The organism is Cupriavidus sp. U2, assembly GCF_009663685.2.
GTDB lineage: Bacteria > Pseudomonadota > Gammaproteobacteria > Burkholderiales > Burkholderiaceae > Cupriavidus > Cupriavidus necator_C.
This window is the reverse complement of sequence record NZ_RCOG02000012.1, coordinates 138,060-155,464: the sequence shown is the minus strand read 5'-3', so window position 1 is coordinate 155,464 and position 17,405 is coordinate 138,060. Positions and strand designations below refer to the sequence as shown.

General features: G+C 67.5%; 16 protein-coding genes. 11 read left to right on the top strand and 5 right to left on the bottom strand.

Annotation, left to right across the window (positions count from 1 at the left end):
- Positions 1-7 precede the first annotated feature (7 nt).
- Together panP and D9X30_RS10920 are read right to left on the bottom strand one after the other, a co-directional pair.
- Entirely contained in the window at positions 8-1,603 is a 1,596-nt protein-coding gene (panP, locus tag D9X30_RS10925; RefSeq protein WP_228770821.1) for a pyridoxal-dependent aspartate 1-decarboxylase PanP, read from the bottom strand.
- 178 nt (positions 1,604-1,781) lie between these two features.
- Complete coding sequence (locus D9X30_RS10920) at positions 1,782-2,402, bottom strand: amidohydrolase family protein (protein ID WP_153946600.1); 621 nt, start codon at positions 2,400-2,402, stop codon at positions 1,782-1,784.
- A gap of 76 nt (positions 2,403-2,478) precedes the next feature.
- Between D9X30_RS10920 and D9X30_RS10915 the strand changes: the two genes are divergently transcribed.
- A complete protein-coding gene (locus D9X30_RS10915) occupies positions 2,479-2,793 on the top strand; it encodes a hypothetical protein (RefSeq protein WP_153946599.1) in 315 nt (104 codons plus the stop codon).
- A 54-nt stretch (positions 2,794-2,847) separates the two neighbouring features.
- On the opposite strand, the gene D9X30_RS10910 is transcribed toward D9X30_RS10915, so the two are convergent.
- On the bottom strand, positions 2,848-3,534 hold the full coding sequence (locus tag D9X30_RS10910; protein ID WP_153946598.1) for a response regulator transcription factor: 687 nt from the start codon (positions 3,532-3,534) through the stop codon (positions 2,848-2,850).
- Between the two features lie 329 nt (positions 3,535-3,863).
- Between D9X30_RS10910 and D9X30_RS10905 the strand changes: the two genes are divergently transcribed.
- On the top strand, positions 3,864-4,313 hold the full coding sequence (locus D9X30_RS10905; RefSeq protein WP_153946808.1) for a universal stress protein: 450 nt from the start codon (positions 3,864-3,866) through the stop codon (positions 4,311-4,313).
- A 46-nt stretch (positions 4,314-4,359) separates the two neighbouring features.
- Here D9X30_RS10905 and D9X30_RS10900 read toward each other — a convergent pair whose 3' ends face one another.
- Together D9X30_RS10900 and D9X30_RS10895 are read right to left on the bottom strand one after the other, a co-directional pair.
- Positions 4,360-5,409: a serine/threonine protein kinase gene (locus D9X30_RS10900; protein WP_153946597.1), complete on the bottom strand. Its 1,050-nt coding sequence runs from the start codon at positions 5,407-5,409 to the stop codon at positions 4,360-4,362.
- 12 nt (positions 5,410-5,421) lie between these two features.
- Positions 5,422-7,017, bottom strand: a complete 1,596-nt coding sequence (locus tag D9X30_RS10895; protein ID WP_153946596.1) for a DEAD/DEAH box helicase — start codon at positions 7,015-7,017, stop codon at positions 5,422-5,424.
- A gap of 249 nt (positions 7,018-7,266) precedes the next feature.
- Here D9X30_RS10895 and D9X30_RS10890 point away from each other — a divergent pair, with 249 nt between their 5' ends.
- From D9X30_RS10890 to D9X30_RS10850, 9 genes are all read left to right on the top strand, one after another.
- A complete protein-coding gene (locus tag D9X30_RS10890; protein WP_153946595.1) occupies positions 7,267-9,054 on the top strand; it encodes a ClcB-like voltage-gated chloride channel protein in 1,788 nt (595 codons plus the stop codon).
- Between the two features lie 60 nt (positions 9,055-9,114).
- Positions 9,115-9,540: a hypothetical protein gene (locus D9X30_RS10885; protein WP_153946594.1), complete on the top strand. Its 426-nt coding sequence runs from the start codon at positions 9,115-9,117 to the stop codon at positions 9,538-9,540.
- A 61-nt stretch (positions 9,541-9,601) separates the two neighbouring features.
- Positions 9,602-10,954: a tRNA (N6-isopentenyl adenosine(37)-C2)-methylthiotransferase MiaB gene (gene miaB / locus D9X30_RS10880; RefSeq protein ID WP_153946593.1), complete on the top strand. Its 1,353-nt coding sequence runs from the start codon at positions 9,602-9,604 to the stop codon at positions 10,952-10,954.
- A 6-nt stretch (positions 10,955-10,960) separates the two neighbouring features.
- A complete protein-coding gene (locus D9X30_RS10875; RefSeq protein ID WP_153946592.1) occupies positions 10,961-11,959 on the top strand; it encodes a PhoH family protein in 999 nt (332 codons plus the stop codon).
- Positions 11,960-11,961: 2 nt separating this feature from the next.
- Complete coding sequence (ybeY, locus tag D9X30_RS10870) at positions 11,962-12,711, top strand: rRNA maturation RNase YbeY (RefSeq protein ID WP_153946591.1); 750 nt, start codon at positions 11,962-11,964, stop codon at positions 12,709-12,711.
- A gap of 114 nt (positions 12,712-12,825) precedes the next feature.
- Positions 12,826-13,713 carry a CorC family transporter gene (locus D9X30_RS10865; RefSeq protein WP_153946590.1) on the top strand — a complete coding sequence of 296 codons (888 nt, stop codon included), beginning with the start codon at positions 12,826-12,828 and terminating at the stop codon, positions 13,711-13,713.
- 125 nt (positions 13,714-13,838) lie between these two features.
- A complete protein-coding gene (lnt, locus tag D9X30_RS10860; protein WP_228770829.1) occupies positions 13,839-15,359 on the top strand; it encodes an apolipoprotein N-acyltransferase in 1,521 nt (506 codons plus the stop codon).
- A gap of 463 nt (positions 15,360-15,822) precedes the next feature.
- Positions 15,823-16,776: a glycine--tRNA ligase subunit alpha gene (glyQ, locus tag D9X30_RS10855; protein ID WP_153946588.1), complete on the top strand. Its 954-nt coding sequence runs from the start codon at positions 15,823-15,825 to the stop codon at positions 16,774-16,776.
- On the top strand, positions 16,773-17,393 hold the full coding sequence (locus D9X30_RS10850) for a hypothetical protein (RefSeq protein ID WP_153946587.1): 621 nt from the start codon (positions 16,773-16,775) through the stop codon (positions 17,391-17,393). Before glyQ ends, D9X30_RS10850 begins: the two co-directional genes overlap by 4 nt.
- Positions 17,394-17,405: the final 12 nt, after the last annotated feature.

Genomic DNA, 17,405 nt, shown 5'->3' with positions numbered 1-17,405 from the left:
CGAAGGCTCAGACCAGCGCCATCAACGGCGCCAGCATCGGGCTCTGCGCGGCCAGCGTGCGCTGTTCGGCCAGTACGCCGCGCAGGATGTCGTGCGTCGTATCGGGGTTGGCCAGCACCACGCGGAACACCGCGATGGCCCTGCCGCCCCATTGCGACGATGTCAGCTGCGTGCGCGACACGAATGACCGCCCGGCGTCGCGCTGCATCTCCTGGATGCTGATGGTCAGCGCGTCCAGCGCCTGCTGGATCTGCTCGCGCTTCTGCGCCGGGGTGGACGCCGACAGCAGCGCCGCGCGCACGGCTTCGGGCACGTAGCGGTACGTCAGGATGCAAAGCTGTGGCCGGCTGTCGAGTTCGAAATCGGGCTGCTGCGCGATCAGTCCGGCAAAGAACTTCGCGTTGTCGATGCCGGTGTCGATCAGCCTGGCCAGGCCCTTGCGTCCCAGCAGGTGCAGGTTGGCATAGAGCATCACGGCGGCCGCGCCGCGCGAGCCTTCCAGCGTGTGGCGACCCAGGTCAACCGAACCCTTGCGCACGATGTAGTTCGCGTGCTGGATGATCTCCTGCGTCCAGGCCGGATCGCGGAACAGCACCATGCCGGCGCCCATCGGCACGTAGAACTGCTTGTGCGCGTCGATCACCACGGAATCGGCCCGTTCGATGCCGGCAAAGCGCCCCCGCTCGCGCTCGGACAGCAAGGTGGCGCCGCCCCAGGCGGCATCGACGTGGAAGTGGCAGCCAGCTTCGTGCGCCACGTCGGCCATCGCATCCAGCGGATCCACTGCGCCGGTCTCGGTCGATCCGGCGATGCCGACAATGGCCATCGTGCGGACATTGCGCGCCTTCAGGTCCGCGAGCGTTTCGCGGAGCTTGTCGATCCGCATGCGGCCATCGCCATCGACCGCCACCGGCACCAGGTTGTCGCGGCCGATCCCCAGCACGTCGGCGGCCTTGCGCAGCGAATAGTGGCCGCGTTCGGACACCACGATCGCCAGCCCGTCGTAGCCGTAGTGGCGCAGCGCCGCCACCAGGCCCGCACTGTGGATGCCCGGGAAGCCGTCGCGTGCGCGCAGCACGTTGTTGCGGCTGGCCCAGAGCGCCGCCAGGTTGGCCGTGGTGCCGCCTGCGCAGAACGCGCCAAGCGAATGCTCGGGGTTGTGCAGCCACTGCGCGTAGAAGCCGCCGTCGCGCGCGAAGACCAGCTTGTGCAGCATGCCGATGACCTGGCGTTCCAGACCGGTGAGCGCGCCGGAGGTTTCCAGCTTCACGACGTTCTGGTTCAGCGCCGCCACGATCTTGGCCAGCGACGGCATGAACGACGGCAGCGACGACGTCATATGGCCGATGAAGCTCGGCGACGCCACCGGCATCACGTGGCGGAACACATCGTGCAACAGATGATCGGCGTGCACCTGCGGCGCGGTCGGATCTTCGGGCAGGTCTACCGAGGAAAACTGCGCCTCGCGCGTGGCGCACGCGCCAACCGGATCAAAATCCTGGCTGGCGAAGAAGTCGGCGGGATGCTCGGCGATGCGTCGCTCAAGGTCTTCGAACGCGCCCCGGTCCGCGTCGAACCAGTGCAGCGGACAGTCGTCGTCCAATTGGCGTTCGTGCGAGTTGTCTGACGTCTCCGTCTTCGGCGCGTTCATTTGCAAAAGCCCAGTCAATACCGTGCTGCCCCGGATGCGGCGCGGTGTGGCTGGGATTATGCCGGATAAGGGCCCGCCAGGGCCGGGCCAGACCGTACGGGGAACCGGCCAACCCCGCCCCCGGCGGGCGTCAGCGCGCCGCGCGCCGCAGGCTCCGGCCCGGCCGCGCGCCGGTCGCCGCCCCGTGCTCCCACACGGCCTGCCCGTTCACGAACACGTGCGCGATGCCGGCCGACGGCTGCTGTGGGTCGAGGTAGCTGGCCACATCCTTGACGGTCTTCGGATCGAACACGGTGACGTCGGCCGCATTGCCGTCCCGGATCTCGCCGCGCCCTGCCAGCCCGAATGCGTGCGCGGTCATGCCGGTCATCTTGTGGACCGTCTCCTCCAGCGTCAGCAGGCCGAGATCGCGGCTGTAGTGGCCCAGCAGGCGCGTGAACGTGCCCCACAGACGTGGATGCGGGTAGTCGTCGGACGGAATCCCGTCGGACCCGATCATCGTGTCGGGATACGCCAGCACGCGCCGGACATCGCCTTCATCCATGAAGAAATACATGCCCATGCCGGGCATCACGCGGTCCAGCGCCTCGGCGCGCGAGCACTGCCATTCCTGCGCCAGGTCGGACAACTTGCGGCCGGCGCTCTTGGGCTCGGACTGCGAATAGGTAATCAGGATCTCGTCGCTGATGGCCAGCCGTTCGCGGCGCAGCAGCGACGACGAGGCCGTGTACGGGTAGCAGTCCAGGCACAAGCTTGACGTCGATGGCCCGCGCAATCCGGGCCGACTCCTCGATGGCCTCGATCACGCCGTCGCCCTCGGTCCGCATGTGCGTGGCATACACGCCGCCGAACCGCTTCAGGTCGCGCCCCACGCCGATGATCTCCTCGGCCGGCGCGGACGCCGCCGGTGGGTAGAAGGTGCCCGTGGAAAGGCCGATCGCCCCCTGCTCCAGCGCGGCATTGGCAGCCTGGCGCATGGCTTCGACCTCGGCACCCGTGGCAGGCCGGTCGAGATCGGCCTGATGCACGGCGCGCAACGCCGTATGGCCCACCAGCGAAGCCACGTTGACGGCGGCCGGCGTGGCGTCGAGCGCGTCGAGATACTGACCGAACTCGGCAAAGCGCCATTGCGGATCGACTGATGGCCCGGCGCGCGGATGTCATCGGCGTGAAGGACTAGCGTACGCGGGCGACGCCTAGAACGCCGCGGCGTCGCCCCGCCTGACGCGCGGCTTTGGCACCCGGGGCCCCGGCTCGCCCTCCATGGGCAGGAGCCGATGCACGCGCGCGAATTCCGCCAGGTCGATCAGCGAGCCCAGCCCCAGCTTGTCCATGATGCTGGCCTTGTGCGAACTGACGGTCTTGTTGCTGATCTCCAGCACATCCGAAATCGCCTTGTTGGAATGGCCCACCGCCAGCAGACGCAGCACGGTCAGCTCGCGGCGGCTCAGCAACGCCTTCGGGTCCGCCGGGTTGGCCGCCGCGCGGCGGAAGGTCGGCAACGACTTCAGCGGAAACGCCGCGTAGCCGCTCATCAGCGCGCGCACGGCATCGGCCAGCCCTTCCAGCCCGGCACCCTTGTCGATAAATCCATGGGCGCCGCCCAGCAATGCACGCTCCGCGGCGCGCCGCTGCGCCGACAGCACCAGCACGCATGTGACCGGCCAGGTCGACACCACTTCCTCGAGCACGGCGTCGCCGGGCAGGTCGTCGAGCTGCAGATCCATGACAACCAGATCGGCCGGGCGGTCGCGCAGCGCCAGCAGGCCGGGGGCGCCGCCGGCGGCAACGCGGACTTCCTCGAAGCCGGAGACGGTCTCGAGGATGTTGCAGACAGTCTTGCGAACGGCGATATGCGGATCAATAACGATTGCGTTGGGCATGCCAGGTCTCCGTGAATGCGAACAGCGGGCAGCTTAGGCGTTCCTGCGCCTCGCCTGCGGCAGAACGGGCTGAAAATGCATGCTGAAACTTCCTGGTTTTCTTACGGAAATTTCAGGTGTTGAGCAGTTGCGTCCACGAACAGGCCGAAGCGCGCGCGTCGACGACACGAGGGATCACATCGCCACGCAGATGACAATCGTGAAATCCTTAAAAATTACGCGTTGATTTGATCTACGTTACGGTGTGAGCACGGTCCACGTGCCATGATGATCACGTCGCGCCAGCCGTGCGCCCGTAGCGTTTCAACCAAGGAGATGCCATGCCCCCGATGTCCACTATCGTGCTTGCCACCGACGGTTCCGCCTTCAGCGATGCCGCCGCACGCTTTCTGGCCGATGACAAGCTGCTGCAGGCCGGCTTCACGGTGCATGTGATTCACGTGTCGCCCGACGTCACGGGCCAGGTGCGTGCCTTCGTCAGCAAGGAAACCATCGACGCGTGGCACAACGAGGCCAGCGACAAGGCCATGACCCCGGTCTGCGCCATCCTGGAAGCCGCGAAGATCCCGTTCGAGCGCCACGCGCTGCATGGCTATCCGCCCGAGAAGATCCTGAGCCATGCGAAGGCGGTGAATGCCAGCGCCATCGTCATGGGCACCCACGGGCGCGGGTCGTTCTTCGACGCCGTACTTGGGTCGGTCGCCGGCCGCGTTCTGGCGCAGGCCACTTGCCCGGTGGTGATGGTGAAGGCGGAGGAGAAGGTCAAGCCGCAGGCTTGACGCGATGACCGGCCCTGCCGGACCAGGAAGGGCCGATGCAGATGGATCAGACCGCCCAGAGCGGCGGTTCGTCCATCAGCGCGATCTGTTCGCGCAGTTCGAGGATGCGATCCTGCCAGTAGCGCGCCGTGCCGAACCACGGAAACGCGGCCGGGAACGCGGGATCGCGCCAGCGGCTGGCCAGCCAGGCGCTGTAGTGCAGCAGGCGCAGCGTGCGCAGCGCCTCTACCAGCCACAGCTCGCGCGTATCGAAATCGGCAAAGTCCTCGTAGCCGGCCACGATGTCGGCCAGCTGGTCCTGCATCGCGGCACGATCGCCTTCCAGCAGCATCCAGATGTCCTGCACCGCCGGGCCCATGCGGCTGTCGTCGAAGTCGACGAAGTGCGGCCCCGGCGTGCCCCGGCCGCGCGCATCGGCTTCGTCGATCCACAGCACATTGCCGCGATGGCAATCGCCGTGCAGGCGCAGCAGGCGAACGTCGCCCGCCCGCTCGTAGCAGCGGCGCACCGCATCGAGCGCCAGGTCCACGGCCGTGCGCCAGGGTGCCAGCAGATCGGCGGGAATGCAGTCGTGATCGAGCAGATAGTCGCGCGGGGCCACGCCGAACGTGTCGATATCGAGCGCCGGCCGTGCCTGGTAGGCCGTGGCCGCCCCACAGGCATGAATGCGACCGATGAAGCGGCCGAGCCAGGTGCGCGTGGCGGCCTGGTCCAGCGGCGGCTCGCGGCCGCCGCAGCGCGCAAACACGGCAAAGCGGAAGCCCGCGTGCGCCAGCAGCGTGCTGGCCGACGCGTCGCCCATCGGCAGCGGCAAAGCCGGCACGGCGGGAATCTCCGCATCGGCCAGCTGCTGCACAAAGGCATGTTCTTCGAGGATGGCCGCGTCGCTCCATCGGCCAGGCCGGTAGAACTTGACCACCACGGGCGAGGCATCCTCGATGCCGGCCTGCCAGACGCGATTCTCGTAGCTGTTCAGGGCCAGCAGACGGCCATCCGGATAGAAGCCCGCCGCCTCCAGCGCATCCAGGATGCACTCGGGCGTCAGCCCCGCGTAGGGGACATCGTCGTCTGACAGCGGGTTATCCGGGTTGGCCATGGCTGGGTCCGATCAGGGAGCGGGCTTGCGGCTGCCGCCAAGCAGCGCGGCCTGCGGCGCCGGACGGCGATTGCGGGCCGGAGCCGCAGCCACGGCATCCTGTGCAGGACGCGGCTGCTGGGGGCGCGCCTGCTGCGGGCGCGGTTGTTGTGGCGAACGGGCCTGCTGCGGACGCGGGCCGGCCGGCTTGGCGGCGCCATTGCCTGCACCGTTGCCATTGCCGTTGCCGTTGCGGCCTTCGCCACGTGCCGGCTGCGCGCCCTGTGCGGCGCGCGGCTGGCGCGACTGGCCTGGCTGGGCCGCCGATTCCTGGCGCGGCCCTTGCGAGGCACGCGGGGCGCGGCGCTCGCCGCCACCGGCATTGCCGCCGCCGTTGCCGCGCGGCTGGCCGCCACGGCCCTGCTGCGCGCCGCCACGTTGCTGGCGGCCCTTCTGGATCGGCTCGGCGGCAATGCTGGGGTCCACTTCAAACCCGGGCAGCGTCACCTGTTCGATCTGGCGCTTGATCAGGCGCTCGATATCGCGCAGCAGGCCATGCTCGTCGACGCAGACCAGCGAGATCGCCTCGCCCTCGGCGCCCGCGCGGCCCGTGCGGCCGATGCGGTGCACGTAGTCCTCGGGCACGTTGGGCAGGTCGAAGTTCACCACGTGCGGCAGCTGGTCGATATCGATGCCGCGCGCGGCGATGTCGGTGGCCACCAGCAGGCGCAGCGTGCCGGCCTTGAATTCGGTCAGCGCGCGGGTGCGGGCCGACTGGCTCTTGTTGCCGTGGATGGCCAGCGCGGACAGGCCGTCCTTGGTCAGTTGTTCTGCCAGGCGGTTGGCGCCGTGCTTGGTACGCGTGAAGACCAGCACCTGGTGCCAGTCGTGCTGGCGCACCAGATGGGCCAGCAGTTCGCGCTTGCGGTCACGGTCCACGGGAAACACGCGCTGCGCCACGGTTTCGGCCGTGGTGTTGCGGCGCGCCACCTCGATCGACGCGGGATTGTTCAGCAGGCGGTCGGCCAGCGCACGGATATCGTCCGAGAACGTGGCCGAGAACAGCAGGTTCTGCCGCTTGGCCGGCAGCACGTTCAGGATCTTGCGGATGTCGTGGATGAAGCCCATGTCGAGCATGCGGTCGGCTTCATCGAGCACCAGCAGTTCCACGTGGGACAGGTCGATGGTGCGCTGAGACACGTGATCGAGCAGGCGGCCGGGCGTGGCCACCACGATGTCCACGCCACGCTTGAGTGCCTCGATCTGCGGATTGATGCCGACGCCGCCGAACATCACCATCGAGCGCAGCTTCAGGTACTTGCCGTAGTTGCGCACGCTTTCCTCGACCTGGGCGGCCAGTTCACGCGTGGGGGTCAGCACCAGGGCGCGGACCTGCGGGCGGCCGCCGCGCGGCGCGGAGTTGTGCGCCGCCCCTTCGGCCAGCAGCTGCAGCATCGGCAGGGTGAAGCCAGCGGTCTTGCCGGTGCCGGTCTGGGCGCCGGCGAGCAGATCGCCACCTTTCAGAATTGCGGGAATGGCTTGCGCCTGAATCGGGGTCGGCGTGGTGTAGCCCTGTTCGGCCACGGCACGCACCAGCTTGTCGGACAAGCCAAGATCGGAAAAAGACATGAAATGACGCTTCGGCTGCCCGTTGCGCAGCAGATGTGCGCCAATCGTGGGGCAGCTCGGGTAGAGAACCGTACCTGAGGGTCAGGGCCGGCGGGATGGGTCGATTGCCCCCGTTCCCGGGCTGGAAAGGCCCGTAGTGTACCAGTCTGTGGAAAGCGGCGCGCCGCTTGTCGGCGCCAGGTGGCGCTGCGCTATCATGACGGCCACCCGGTGCCGGCGCGCCCCCTTCCCTCGCCCTTCCCCATCGCCATGCGGTTCCGTTTCCTCGAAGACCAGGAAGTCACGCTCTTTGCGGCCATCCCCGTCGGGCTGCTGGCCGGCATTGTGACCACGCTGTTCAAGGACGCGCTGGAGGCCAGCGGGCTGGTCATGTTTGGCAAGGACGCCGATATCGTGCTGATCTTCGCGGGCCTGGCCCTGGCCTGGCGTGTCGTGATCCCGGTGGTGGGCGGCGCCCTTGCCGGCGCGCTGCTGGTGGCGGCACGGCACTATGCCCGCAACGAGACCCTGCCCAGCGAATACATGGAAGCCGTGGCGCGCGGCACCGGCCGGCTGCCGGTACGCATCACGCTGCTGCGTGCGCTGTCGTCGTTCTGCTCGATCGTCTCGGGCAGTTCGGTGGGCAAGGAAGGCGCGATGATCCAGCTGGCCGCGCTGGCCGGATCCATCTTCCCGTCCGGGCGCGCCGACCAGGCCACCGGGGACAGCAACATGCGCCGCATGCTGACCGCGTGCGGCGCGGCGGCCGGCCTGGCCACCGCCTATCACACGCCCTTGTCGGCCGCGGTATTCGTGGCCGAAGTCGTGTTTGGCGCCCTGGCCGTGCAACGCCTGATGCCGCTGCTGCTGGCGTCGGTGGCCGGCACCATGGTCAGCCAGTGGCACGGCGGCCTCGAACCGCTCTACACGGGCCTGCATATCGGCCCCGACCTGCTCCAGCAACCGCACCTGCTGCTGGCCGCCGCCGGCATCGGCCTGATCGCCGGGGTGTCGGGCGCGGTCTTCATGCGCGCCAACACGCTGGCCCGCAACGGATTCCGGCACGTGCCCGGCGGCCCGGTGGCGCGCCTGGCGCTGGGCGGCCTGCTGGTCGGGCTGCTGGCCATCGTGGTGCCCGAAGTGGTGGGCAACGGCTACTACACGATCCAGACCATCCTGCGCAACGAACCGCTGTCGGTGGCGGTCTGGGGCGTGCTGCTGGCCAAGCTGCTGGCAACCGTGGTCAGCATGGGCTCGGGCGCCGTGGGCGGCGTGTTTACGCCATCGATGTTCGTGGGCGCGGCCCTGGGCCAGCTCGTGGCGCTGGGCATTCCGGGCGGCACGTCCACGCCGGTGCTGCCGCTGGTCGGCATGACGGCCTTCCTGTCGGCCACCAGCCAGGCACCGCTGATGTCGATCCTGATGGTCTTCGAGATGACGCTGGCGCCCACGCTGCTGCTGCCGCTGATGATTGGCGCGGTGGCGGCGTACTACACGGCGTCGCGCTGCCAGACGCTGTCGCTCTACAGCGTGGTGGTGGAGCGCGCGCAGGCCTCGGCGGCCGCCGAACGCGCGCGCGGCCTGCGGCTGGCCGGGCTATGTGATCCGACCAGCACCGTGATCGACCCCGCCGCCACGGTGGCCCAGGCGGCCGACAAGTTCGCCGAGACCGGCACACGCTACCTGTATCTGGTGAACGGAGCCGGCACGCTGCTGGGGGCGATCTCGATCCATGCCGTCCAGCGCGCCCAGCGCGAGGCGCCCGATGCCACGCTGCTGTCCCTGGGCGACCTGGCGTTCCCGTCCCTGACGCCCGATTCCCGGCTGCGCGACGCGCTGGCCATCTTCTCCGAGCACGGTATCAACCGCATTCCGCTGGTGCGCGATGCCGCCAGCCGCGAACTGATGGGCACCGTGTCCAAGCAGCGTGTGCTGCAGGAGGCACCTGCCTGTTCTGAGGCGGCTACGCCACAAGTGCCGGGCGTGCGGTTCCCCCGGCCACGGCGCAAACGGGTAAAATCGGGGGTTACCCTGCCTGCGCGATGGCTGCAAGCGTGATGGCGTCCGGCGCCGGCGGTATTCCAAGAACGATCGGTGTATTTCTTGTCGGGAGCCTTCATGCTGAAGCCGTTGTCGCGTTCGTCGCACATCGCGTGCGCCGCATTGCTGCTGTTGTCCGCCGTCCCTGCCATGGCGCAGACCGCCCAGACCACGGCCCAGTCCACCGGCCAGGTCACGACCCAGGTGACGAATCTGACGGTGGCCGGCGCCCCCGTGCGCGTGATACCGGCCGACGCCCCGATGGCGCGCCTGGAACTGGCGCGGCCGACGGCCACCGACCCGCTGCAGGCAAAGCTCGATGGCAAGGCCCATGGCGTGGCCCCCGGATTGCGGATCTTCAGCGCCGACACCGTGCTGGTCAATCCGAATGCGGCGGCGGGCAAGACGCTCAACGTGCGATACAAGCTCGACCTCTATGGCCAGCTGCTGACCGCATGGGTACTGACCGACGCGGAAGTGAAGGCCTGGAAGGCCGCGCACTGACCCTTTAAGAATCAACCTGTTGTGCCCTGATGCCCCCAGGTAAACCACTGAGACCGGCACCATGAAGAAGGTATTTGTCAAAACGTACGGCTGCCAGATGAACGAGTACGACTCGGACAAGATGGTGGACGTGCTGAACGCCACGCAGGGCATGGAGCCCACGGACAACGTCGAAGACGCCGACGTGATCCTGTTCAACACCTGCTCGATCCGCGAGAAGGCCCAGGAGAAGGTGTTCTCCGAACTGGGCCGCATGAAGGCGCTGAAGGCCGCCAAGCCCGATCTGGTGATCGGCGTGGGTGGCTGCGTGGCCAGCCAGGAAGGCGCGGCGATCGTTTCGCGCGCCCCGTACGTGGACGTCGTGTTCGGCCCGCAGACGCTGCACCGCCTGCCCGACCTGATCAACCGCCGCCAGTCCACCGGCCTGTCGCAGGTCGATATTTCGTTCCCGGAAATCGAGAAGTTCGACCACCTGCCCCCGGCGCGCGTGGATGGCCCGAGCGCCTTCGTGTCGATCATGGAAGGCTGCTCGAAGTACTGCAGCTACTGCGTGGTGCCGTACACGCGCGGCGAGGAAGTGTCGCGTCCGTTCGAGGACGTGCTGGCCGAAGTGGCCGGCCTGGCCGACCAGGGCGTGCGCGAGGTCACGCTGCTGGGCCAGAACGTGAATGCCTACCGCGGCACGATGGGCGGCACCAGCGAGATCGCCGACTTCGCCCTGCTGATCGAATACGTGGCCGAGATTCCCGGCATCGAGCGCATCCGCTACACCACCAGCCATCCGAAGGAATTCACCTCGCGCCTGGTGGAGCTGTACGAACGCTGCGACAAGCTCGTGAACCATCTGCACCTGCCCGTGCAGCATGCATCGGACCGCGTGCTGATGGCGATGAAGCGCGGCTACAGCGTGCTTGAATACAAGAGCATCATCCGCCGCCTGCGTACGATCCGCCCGGACATGTCGATGTCGTCGGACTTCATCATCGGCTTCCCTGGCGAAACCGATGCCGACTTCGACAAGCTGATGGCCATGGTGCACGACATCGGCTACGACACGTCGTTCTCGTTCATCTTCAGCCCGCGCCCCGGCACGCCGGCCGCGAACCTGCACGACGACACGCCGCATGACGTGAAACTGCGCCGCCTGCAGATCCTGCAAGCCGCAATTGAAGAAAATGTGGTGCGCATCAGCGAGGGCATGGTCGGCACGGTGCAGCGCATCCTGGTGGAGGGCCCGGCCCGCAAGGACCCGACCGAACTGCACGGCCGCACCGAGAACAACCGGGTGGTCAACTTCGCCCTGCCGGGCATCCCCCAGGCGCAGCGCGACCGCATGGTCGGCCAGATGGTGGACGTCAGCATCACGCAGGCGTTCCCGCACTCGCTGCGCGGCGAAATCGTTGTGCGCCAATAAGCCTTTATGAAGATTCCGACAGCAGAATTCGTCGCCCCCAAGGACGACAACACGCGCCTGCAGAACCTGTGCGGGCCGCTGGATGAAAACCTGCGCCAGATCGAACAGGCGCTCGACGTGACGATCCAGCGTCGCGGCCACCGCATGACCGTGCGGGGCGAGCGCGCGCAGGACGCGGCGCTGGCGCTGGAGCGCTTCTACAACAACGCCAAGGTGACGTTGTCGATCGACGACGTGCAGCTTGGGCTGGTCGAGGCGCGCCAGATCGCCGCGCATGGCGCCTACCTGCCCGGCAACGGCGACGACGCCGGATCGCCCGATCTCGAAGACGATTCGCCGGTACTGCACACGCGGCGTGCCGGGCTGCAGGGCCGCACGGCCATGCAGCGCGAGTACCTGCGCAACGTCCTGTCGCACGACCTGACGCTGGGCATCGGGCCGGCCGGTACCGGCAAGACCTACCTGGCCGTGGCCTGCGCCGTCGATGCGCTGGAACGCGACGCGGTCAAGCGGATCGTGCTGACGCGTCCGGCCGTGGAGGCCGGCGAACGGCTCGGCTTCCTGCCCGGCGACCTGGCGCAGAAGGTCGATCCGTACCTGCGCCCGCTGTACGACGCGCTGTACGATCTGCTCGGCTTCGATCGCACGCAGAAGATGTTCGAGCGCCAGATGATCGAGATCGCGCCGCTGGCCTACATGCGCGGCCGCACGCTGAACCACGCCTTCATCATCCTGGACGAGGCCCAGAACACCACGCCGGAACAGATGAAGATGTTCCTGACGCGGATCGGCTTCGGCTCCAAGGCCGTGATCACCGGCGACACCACGCAGATCGACCTGCCGCGCGGCCAGAAGAGCGGCCTGGTGGAGGCGCAGCACGTGCTGCGCGAGGTGCGCGGCGTCGCTTTTACCCGCTTTTCGAGCATCGACGTGGTGCGCCATCCGCTGGTGGCGCGCATCGTCGATGCCTACGACGAATATCACGCCCAGCACAAGGACGCCTGAACTTGACCAAGAAGTCTCCCGCAACCAAGACGCCCGACGCCACGCGCGTTGTCCTGTTCGATGCCGACGGCCGCGCCCGCAAGGCATCGGCACACGCGCTGCGCATCCAGCTGGCCGACGGCCGCAGCCTGACGCTCGACCTGTCGCAGGCCAATGACGGCGTGGTGGCGCTGCTGGCCGAGCACACCGACACCCGCCAGCAGGCCGGCCTGCTGGTGCGCCCCGACAACGGCGACGCGCTGTCGGTCGCCGTGACGGCCACGCCGATCGTGACCACCACGGGCACGCCGGCCACACCGGCCGAGGTGGAGCTCGACATCCAGTTCGGCGACGGCACGCGCAGGCGCCCCGGCGTACCGTCCCGCAAGCAGATCGAAAAATGCGTGAAGTCGGCACTGTATGACGATGCCGCGCTGACCATCCGCTTCGTGGACGAGGAAGAAGGCCGCGCGCTGAACCGCACGTACCGGGGCAAGGACTACGCGACCAATGTCCTGACATTTGCCTATGCCGAGGGCGCCGACGACCCCGTGACCGGCGACATCGTGCTGTGCTGCCCGGTGGTGGAAGCCGAGGCAAAGCAGCAGAAGAAGCCGCTGGAGGCGCATTATGCACATTTGATCGTCCACGGCGTGCTGCACGCGCAGGGCTACGAGCACGAGGACGACGCCGAGGCCGAGGAAATGGAGGCCATCGAAACCGAAACGCTGCAGGCGCTGGGCTTCAGCGACCCGTACCAGCCTGTGCGCTAATAAGCACAAAGGGGTGCCTCCCGTGATGCCGGCGCCATTGCAATCCGGCCGTCACGGGGCTGCAAGCCTTTTAGTGTATGCTTCAGACGATCTCCACCACGCGCTAGCCGCGACATGAACGACCCCTATCCCAGTTCGAAGCCTGCCAGCTACAGGCAGCCGGATCGGCCCCGATCCCTCCTCGAACGCCTTTCGGATTTCATCTCCCCCGAGCCGGACACCCGCGCCGAACTGCTGGAAGTGCTGCAGGACGCGCATGAGCGCAACCTGATCGACGCCGACTCCCTCTCGATGATCGAGGGTGTGTTCCAGGTGTCGGAGCTGACGGCGCGCGACATCATGGTGCCCCGTGCCCAGATGGATGCGGTCAACATCGCGGATACGCCAGAAGCGTTCATCCCCTACATGCAGCAGACGGCGCATTCGCGCTTTCCGGTGTACGAGGGCAATCGTGACAACATCATCGGCATCCTGCTGGCCAAGGATCTGCTGCGCTACTACACCGACGAGAATTTCGACCTGCGCGAAACGCTGCGCCCGGCCGTGTTCATTCCGGAGTCCAAGCGCCTGAACATCCTGCTGCGCGAATTCCGGATCAATCGCAACCATATTGCAATCGTTGTCGACGAGTACGGCGGCGTGGCCGGGCTGGTCACGATCGAAGACGTACTGGAGCAGATCGTCGGCGACATCGAGGACGAATTCGATCTGGACGAAGACCAGGACATGATCCTGCCAACCGCGGACGGCGCCTGGCGCGTACGTGGCCTGACCGAGATCGAGCAGTTCAACGAGGCATTCGGCACGGCCTTCCCGAACGAAGACGTCGACACGGTGGGCGGCCTGCTGACCAACCACGTGGGCCATGTCCCGCATCGCGGCGAGGTCATCACCTTGCCGCCGATCCGCTTTGAAGTGCTGCGCGCCGACGCGCGCCAGGTGCATCTGCTGCAGGTACACCGCGAGGCTCCGGCCGACACCAACGGCGTGGCCGACGCATGAAGCGCGCCGGCACGCCCGACGCCGTGGGCACCCGTCGCGCCGATCCGCTGATCGGTGCCGGTCCATCTTCCCCTTCCTCCGCTTCGTCCGCTTCCGCTGGCGCCCTCGGCGCATCGCGCCAGGGCATGCTGTTCCGGCTGCTGATCGCCGCCGCGCTGGGCGTGGCCCATACGCAGGCATTTGCGCCCCATGACTGGTGGTGGCTCCAGATCCTGTCGCTGGCCGGGCTGGTGGCACTGGTTGCCGATGCAGGCCGCCCGCGTGCGGCAGCCGCCACGGCCTACGCATTCGGCATGGGCTGGTTCCTGTCCGGGATCTGGTGGCTCTATATCAGCATGCACGTCTACGGCGAGATGCCGGCGTGGATGGCCGCGCTGGCCGTGGTGCTGTTCGGCGCGTACCTGTCGCTATGGCCGGCGCTGGCCGCCGGCGTCTGGCACTGGCTGACGGGTCGCGGCCGTGGTGGCGTCCTGGCCGCGCTGGCATTCGGCGCGGCCTGGGCGCTGTCGGAATGGCTGCGCGGCGTGCTTTTCACGGGCTTCCCCTGGCTCGGTAGCGGCTATCCCCATACCGACGGCCCGTTGTCGGGCTTTGCGCCGCTGCTTGGCGTCTACGGCATCGCATTCCTGGCGGCGGCGACATCGGCGTTGCTGGTCACCGCCGTACGCGCCGCACTGCACCGTGCCGAACCGGGCGCCACCCGCATCGCCGGATGGTCGGCGGGGCTGGTGGCCGCCACGCTGGGCGGCGGCCTGGCACTGGTGCCGGTGGCGTACACCGCCCCGATCGGCAAGCCTGTCAGCGTGCGGCTGTTGCAAGGCAACGTGGCGCAGGACATCAAGTTCGAGCCGGTGGGCATCCAGCGTTCGCTGGAGCTGTACCGCGACATGATCACGGCGGCGCCGGCGGACCTCGTCGTTACGCCAGAAACGGCGTTCCCGGTGATCCTGCAGGACCTGCCGGTGGATATCGCCAGGGATGTGCGCACCTATATGGAGAAGACCGGCACCACCGTGGTCTTCGGTGCGGCGGGCGCCGATTCGCCCGTCGACTTCACCAACAGCGTGTTCGCCATCGGGCCGGAGCTGGAGGCGCTTTACCGGTACAACAAGCACCACCTGGTGCCGTTCGGCGAATTCATCCCGTTCGGCTTCCACTGGTTCGTCAACATGATGAAGATGCCGCTGGGCGACTTCCGGCGCGGCACGCTGGATCAGCCGGCAGTGCCGGTGCGCGGCATCCATGTGGCGCCCAATATCTGCTACGAGGATCTGTTCGGCGAGGAAATCGCGGCCACCCTGCGGCAGCAGGCCACGCCCGCCAACCTGCTGGCCAATGTGACCAACCTGGCCTGGTTTGGCGACACCATCGCGCTGGACCAGCATCTGCAGATCTCGCGCATGCGTGCCCTGGAAATGCGCCGGCCGATGCTGCGCGCCACCAATACCGGCATGACGGCCGTGGTCCGGCCGGACGGGACGGTGCAGGCGAAGCTGCCGACGTTTGAAGCGGGTACGCTGACGGCGGACGTGCAAGGCACACAGGGCCTGACGCCGTATATCCGCTGGGGCAACGTGCCGGCACTGGCCGGCAGCGTGCTCGTGTTGTTGCTGGCGCTGCGGGGGCGGCGCCGGTTGCCGGATTAACCGACCAGCGCGCTGGCCATCGACACGGCGGCGGCGGCCACCATCACGGCGATGGCGACGATATAAGGTTTGCGAGACAGCAGCGACATGACCAATCCCCTAAAGTTGTTGTTTCGAGCCCGCATCGCGTTATCGGCTGCCCCGGCCCAAAGCTGATGCTTTTGGCCCGGGCCCGGCAATCCGGCCTGGCGGCCATCTGGTTTTTGATTCGGTGACCGCGTGCTTTAACTGTATACAAAAACGGTATCGGCACCTATCGGACAGTTCTGAAACCCGTGTCAGGATTTACCCGACCCGTTGCGCCAAGCCGACACCCCCCGCATGCACGATTCGTGCCCTGCGACACCGTTTTCCTGCGGCAACCCGGCTGAGACAGGCCAAAAACCCGATAGAATCCAAGGTTTGGCAAACCCGGCGCGAGACGCTTCGCGCACTTGCCGCCAGCTTTTCATTTCGTCTTCCTATGCTGACCTTCCAACAAATGATTCTGACCCTGCAGGCCTACTGGGACCGGCAGGGTTGCGCATTGCTGCAACCGATCGATCTGGAGGTCGGCGCCGGTACATCGCACGTGCATACGTTCCTGCGCGCGATCGGCCCCGAGCCGTGGCGCGCCGCCTACGTGCAGCCGTCGCGCCGGCCCAAGGACGGCCGCTACGGCGAAAACCCGAACCGCCTGCAGCATTACTACCAGTACCAGGTGGTGCTGAAGCCCGCGCCGGAAAACATCCTGGAGCTTTACCTGGGCTCGCTGGAGGCACTGGGCCTGGACCTGAAGCAGAACGACATCCGCTTCGTCGAGGACGACTGGGAAAATCCGACGCTGGGCGCCTGGGGCCTGGGCTGGGAAGTCTGGCTCAACGGCATGGAAGTGACCCAGTTCACGTACTTCCAGCAGGTGGGCGGCATCGACTGCAAGCCGATCACCGGCGAAATCACGTACGGCATCGAACGCCTGGCGATGTACCTCCAGAAGGTGGAAAACGTCTACGACCTGGTGTGGACCGAGTGGGAGGAGAACGGCGTGACGCGCCGCCTGACCTATGGCGACGTCTACCATCAGAACGAGGTGGAGCAGTCCACCTACAACTTCGAGCACAGCAACACCGAGATCCTGTTCCGCCACTTTGCCGAGCACGAGGGCGAAGCGCGCCGCCTGATGGGCGATGCCGGCGAGAAGAACGAAGACGGCACGCCGAAGCTGACCGACACCCGCCTGGCGCTGCCGGCGTACGAACAGGTGCTGAAGGCCGCCCACACGTTCAACCTGCTCGATGCGCGCGGCGCCATCTCGGTGACCGAGCGCGCCGCCTATATCGGCCGCATCCGGAACCTGTCGCGGATGGTGGCGCAGGCCTATTACGATTCGCGCGAGGCGCTGGGCTTCCCGATGTGCAACAACGGGGCCCGCGCATGACGGCCCGCGTGCGCGGCGCGCTGGCACTGCTGGCTTTTGCCGTGCCGGTTGCGCTGTCGCCCGCCGGCAGCGCGCTTGCCGCCGCGCGGACGTCGCCCGCGCCGGCGCCGCAGGCCCTGTACCTGCCGGCTGACCTGGCCAATATCTGCGAGGCGGACAGCCAGGCGCTGCAGCAGGCCATCACGCGGCACTGGCGGCCGTCGCTGTCGTCGATCGACCAGTGGGCGCAGCTGGTGCGCTCGTTCTCGTGCGACCTGTCCGGGTCGCGAGACCTCGGCTGGCACCGCGTGCCGCTGCGCGCCTACGAGAGCGCCATCCGCTACCCGCTGCAGTGGGTCGAATGGGAAGACAACGCCGGGCGCTCGCGCCGCACGGTGCGGACCTACTATTCCGCCGCGCAGCTGCCCGCGAAGATCGATTTCTGGGTGGGTGGGCGCATCGACGAGATCCGCTACGACCGCCGGTCCCATCGCATCGACGCACGCTTCCCGGCCGCGGGCACCCGCGGCGCTTCCGGCGTGGCCGCGCAATGCGCCTACACCACGCTGCAATTCCGCCAGCAGAACGGCCTGTGGCTGCTGTCTGGCGTGGAACCCAATCTCGCGCCGCGCTGCTGACGCGCGCGCCCA